This is a genomic window from Aeromonas sp. HMWF015, from assembly GCF_963878965.1.
Lineage (GTDB): Bacteria > Pseudomonadota > Gammaproteobacteria > Enterobacterales > Aeromonadaceae > Aeromonas > Aeromonas veronii.
The window spans coordinates 1-4,567 of the sequence record NZ_CAWNZT010000243.1 but is presented as its reverse complement, the minus strand read 5'-3'; the positions used below and the strand labels follow the sequence as shown (position 1 = coordinate 4,567).

Here is a 4,567-nt window from a genome sequence, read left to right as displayed (position 1 = left end):
CCCGTAGCTCGCGCCCCAACAGCTAGCCCCGTTCCCCATCCCCAAAACTGTTCGTCGCCCTTCTCTCGTTAGCAAATACGTCTTAACCAACCTTCTTGAATATCACCGCGCACAGGCCGGGATAATTATCTGCTCCCCCTCTGTTTGCCCTGACCTTTATCCTCTTATGAAGAGCCCCAACCATCAGGCCTCGTAACGATTGCCAGATAAAAAAACACCCGGCACATGGCCGGGTGTGGTGAGGGCTGGCAAAGCGTCCCGATTTTTCTGAATGAAGAGACCGGAGTACGCCAGCCCCCTTATCAGGCGAGACGGAAGCGACCGATGGTCAGCTTCAGACCCACCGCCAGCTGGCTCAGCTCCAAACACGCGCGGGCAGTATGATCCGCCCCCTGCGCCACCTCATTGGCGGATTCGTTGATCCGCTCGACGTTGCGACCCAGCTCGTCAGACACCGCATCCTGCTCACCACAGGCACTGGCAATCTGGATCGCCATATCGGCAATCTGGGCAACCGCCTCTTCGATCTGCTGGATACCGGTGCCGGTCTGCTCGCTTTGGGTGACGCACTGTCGGATCATGTCACAGCTCAGCCCGGTCACCTCTTTGGCCTGATTGGCGCGAGACTGCAGGGTTTCGATGATGGCCACAATCTCGCCGGTAGAGGCCTGGGTGCGGCCCGCCAGGGTGCGCACCTCATCGGCAACCACCGCAAAGCCTCGGCCCTGTTCACCGGCACGGGCTGCCTCAATGGCGGCATTAAGAGCCAGCAGATTGGTCTGATCGGCAATGCTGCGAATGACATCAACCACTACGTTGATCTGGGCGGATTCACGCTCCAGTTCGGCCACCAGCGTGCCAGCCTGCTCAATCTCTTCCGCCACACGGGTGATCGCCACCAGCGAACGTTGCACATCCTGATTACCTTTGCGAGCTAAGGTATTAGCCGCACTGGCAGACTCAGAAGTGTGCTCTGTATTGCCCGCCACATCAGCAACGGTCGCTTTCATCTGGGTCATGGCCGTCGCCACCAGCGAAATCTCTTGCTGCTGGCTCTGAATACCCTTGGCAGACTGTTCGGAAACCGCACTCACTTCGTCAATCGCCGCCCCCAACTGGGTAACCGCAGCCACCACCTCTTCAATCAGACCACGCAGGTTGTCCTGCATCTTGAGGGAAGCTTTGGCCAGCATGCCAAGCTCGTCGCGGCCGATATGCTGACGCTCCAGCTGATGAGTCAGATCGCCGGCGGCAATGGCGTTGGCCTGAGCCACTACCGCTTGCAGCGGCAGGCAGATCTGGCGGGTCAGGAACCAGGTCATCACCACCATGAACACCAGCAGGGCACCGATGCTCACCATGGCGAAGGTGGTCACCATGCTGACGCTGCCAAGCAGGCTGCCACGGTTCTCTTTGACGAAACCGAGGTTCACCTGGATCAACGAGTTGACCGCCTGCTCCAGTGCCCCGAAGAGCGGGTTGGAGGCAAACAGCTGGGTTTTGGCCTGATCATGCTGGCCCTGCACCAGCAGCATATCAAACTCGTTTACCGAACGTTGATAAGTGAGCCACTGTTGTTTGGCTTGGTTAAACACCTGGCGCTCGTTGTCGGCACCCACAGTCGCCTCGTAGGCACGAAATGCCTCGTCAACTTTGCGAATATTCTCCTGAATACGGCCACGACGGGCCTGCAAGTCGGCGGCATCATCCACCATCAGCAGGGCAAACTGGGCCCGACGTACATAAGAGACGTCGTAGAGCAGGGTTTCGACCGAGAGCACGCTCGGCAAAGTGGAGTCGGTAAAATTCAGCACCCGATCGCGCACGCCGCGCAATTCACTGGAGAGAAAAACACCGAAGACAACGTTGACTGCGGCAATGACCGCAAAAACCACGGCAATCTTTTTGCCGATGGAGAGATTCTTGTAAAACATGATTGGCTGTTGATCCTCAACTGCTGACAAGCAGGTAAACAGTAGCGATCACATCCGTATGAGCTGATCCCGGCCATTCCTGACGGGAGATGGAAGGTTGCGAAAGCGGGGGAAGGACGATTTCGCGAGGCGCGCACTCTATCACAATATCGCCTAATCCTTCACCAGATTTCACCAAATGAATGCAAGCTGATTTCCTTCACAACCCGACATTCATCACAAAATATTTATAGCGACCAAATCATTTCAAATAGTTAACCGATAAATGCAATCGAGGCAGTGGCATGGACAAGGGGCCATCAACTCGTTGTAATGACCAACATAATCCGATGGCGGAGCGCCATCCCCCTTCGTTGTAACCATTTGCTGTAACAAGAGGCCCTGTTTATGGATAACAGCTCGTATCTGCCTGCTTCAACCTGGTCTGCCCAGCTGCGTGAACAACTGCAGGCGCGGCCACTTACCGCCCTCGGTCTCTTTATCGCGCTGGCTGCCGTCTTGTTACTGCTGTTGCAGAGTCTCATCATGCTCGCTACCGGAGAGGTGACCAGCGGCGTGCGCTACGGCCTTGTCGGTGGTGCTGCCGGGTTTGCCGCCACCGCCATCGGCGCCCTGCCCGCTCTGTTTCTGCGCTCGGTACCGCAAAAGGTAGAGGACACCATGCTGGGCTTTGCCGCAGGCATGATGCTGGCGGCCAGCGCCTTCTCCCTGCTGCTGCCGGGGCTGGAGGCCGCCGAGGGGATTACCGGCAACGGCTTTAGCGCCGCCGCCGTGGTGGTGGTCGGCATGACCCTCGGGGTGCTGTTGATGCTGGGACTGGACCAGTTCACCCCGCACGAGCATGACAAAACCGGCCCCTGCGGCCCCGGCCATGAGAGCTGCTCCCGGGTCTGGCTGTTCGTCTTTGCCATCGCCCTACACAACCTGCCGGAGGGGATGGCCATCGGGGTCAGCTTCTCGCAGGGGGATATGTCGGTGGGGCTGCCGCTCACAACTGCCATCGCACTGCAGGATATTCCCGAAGGACTGGCGGTGGCGCTGGCCATGTGCGCCGCCGGTTTTCGCCCCTCGGTGGCGGTACTGGTCGCCATCGCCAGCGGCCTGCTCGAACCGATTGGCGCCCTGCTCGGGGTCGGGCTCTCCAGCGGCCTTGCCATCGCCTACCCCATCGGACTTGGGCTCGCCGCCGGCGCCATGCTGTTTGTGGTCTCGCACGAGGTAATTCCGGAGACTCACCGCAACGGTCACCAGACCTATGCCACCCTCGGCCTGATGGCAGGCTTTGCCCTGATGATGACCCTCGATACCGCGCTCGGCTAAAGACAATAGCCCCTCTCTCATCAATGCTTTTTGTCACCTGCGGCGCTCCCATATGGAGCGCCGCGTTTCATCTCTCCTTTCGCTTGTGCCTCTCGGCGCCGACGCCATCTTTTGTTATGATCTACAGCAACTTAAATTCAGCCACACGGCTATCAAGACGAGGTCAGCAATGAAAGTAGGTATTATCGGCGCCATGGAGCAAGAAGTAGCCCTGCTGCGCAGCCAGATGAGCAACCCCACCACCCTGCAACTGGGCGGCTGCGAGTTCTATCAAGGGATACTGGCAGGCAAAGAGGTGATCCTGACCCGCTCCGGTATCGGTAAGGTCGCCGCCAGCGTGGCCACCAGCCTGCTGCTGGAAAAGTTTGCCCCCGACTGCGTCATCAATACCGGCTCTGCGGGCGGCTTTGCTCAGGATCTGCACATCGGTGATGTGGTGATCGCCAGCGAGATGCGTTTCCACGATGTGGACGTGACCGCCTTTGGTTACGAGATGGGCCAGATGGCGCAGCAACCTGCCGCCTTCCCCTGCGACGAGAAGCTCATCGCGGTCGCTCAGGATTGCATCGCCGAGCAGGGCAAGCACCAGACCAAGGTTGGCCTTATCTGCACCGGCGATCAGTTCATGTGCAAACCGGACGCCATTGCCAAAGCCCGCGCAGACTTCTCGCAGATGCTGGCGGTCGAGATGGAAGGTGCCGCCATCGGTCAGGTGTGCCATATGTTCAAAGTGCCCTATCTGGTGGTGCGCGCCATGTCCGATATCGCTGGCAAGGAACAGGTTGAGTCCTTCGATGCCTTCATCGAAGTAGCTGGCAAGCACTCCGCCGAAGTGATCATCAAGATGCTCGGCAAGCTGTGATCGAGACCGGCTCGCTTGATTTGATGGCCGATGCCCTCCTCTCGACGACGGCGGCCATTCTGGTGGGGGCAGCCTTGCTGGAGGCGGTGCTCCCGTGGCCATCCCATCTGCGTCTTTCGGCCGTCACGCCCCTGCTGACCCGGCTGGGGCACAAGGTGCACAGACCCGATGGTTCGCCCGGCCAGCAAATGCAGGCCGGCCTGCTGGCAATGCTGGTAGTCTGGCTCCCCTGCGCCGCCGGGCTCTGGTCGCTGCGCAATCTGGCCTTGAGCGAGCCGATCTTCGACCTGCTGTTCCTGCTGCTGATGCTCGAATCCCGTCCGCTGCGCGAACTCGCCCATGCCACCCGCTCGCTCGCCACCCAGGAGACCCTGCCGCTGGCGAGATTGCAGTCTGCCCCCTGGCTCAAACGGGAAACCGGCAAACTCTCGGCCATGGGGCTCGCCAAAGC

3 protein-coding genes and 1 pseudogene are annotated in these 4,567 nt (G+C 59.6%); 3 read left to right on the top strand and 1 reads right to left on the bottom strand.

Annotated elements, in window-relative coordinates; all coding sequences use genetic code 11:
- Nucleotides 1–302: 302 nt before the first annotated feature.
- On the bottom strand, nt 303–1,934 hold the full coding sequence (locus AACS18_RS13010; RefSeq protein ID WP_108611843.1) for a methyl-accepting chemotaxis protein: 1,632 nt from the start codon (nt 1,932–1,934) through the stop codon (nt 303–305).
- A 387-nt stretch (nt 1,935–2,321) separates the two neighbouring features.
- Here AACS18_RS13010 and AACS18_RS13005 point away from each other — a divergent pair, with 387 nt between their 5' ends.
- The 3 genes and pseudogenes from AACS18_RS13005 to AACS18_RS12995 all read left to right on the top strand — a co-directional run.
- Nucleotides 2,322–3,254 carry a ZIP family metal transporter gene (locus tag AACS18_RS13005; RefSeq protein WP_108611842.1) on the top strand — a complete coding sequence of 311 codons (933 nt, stop codon included), beginning with the start codon at nt 2,322–2,324 and terminating at the stop codon, nt 3,252–3,254.
- A gap of 169 nt (nt 3,255–3,423) precedes the next feature.
- Entirely contained in the window at nt 3,424–4,116 is a 693-nt protein-coding gene (gene mtnN, locus AACS18_RS13000; protein ID WP_108611841.1) for a 5'-methylthioadenosine/S-adenosylhomocysteine nucleosidase, read from the top strand.
- Between the two features lie 23 nt (nt 4,117–4,139).
- Nucleotides 4,140–4,567: pseudogene (locus AACS18_RS12995) on the top strand (cobalamin biosynthesis protein CobD); the annotation flags it as partial.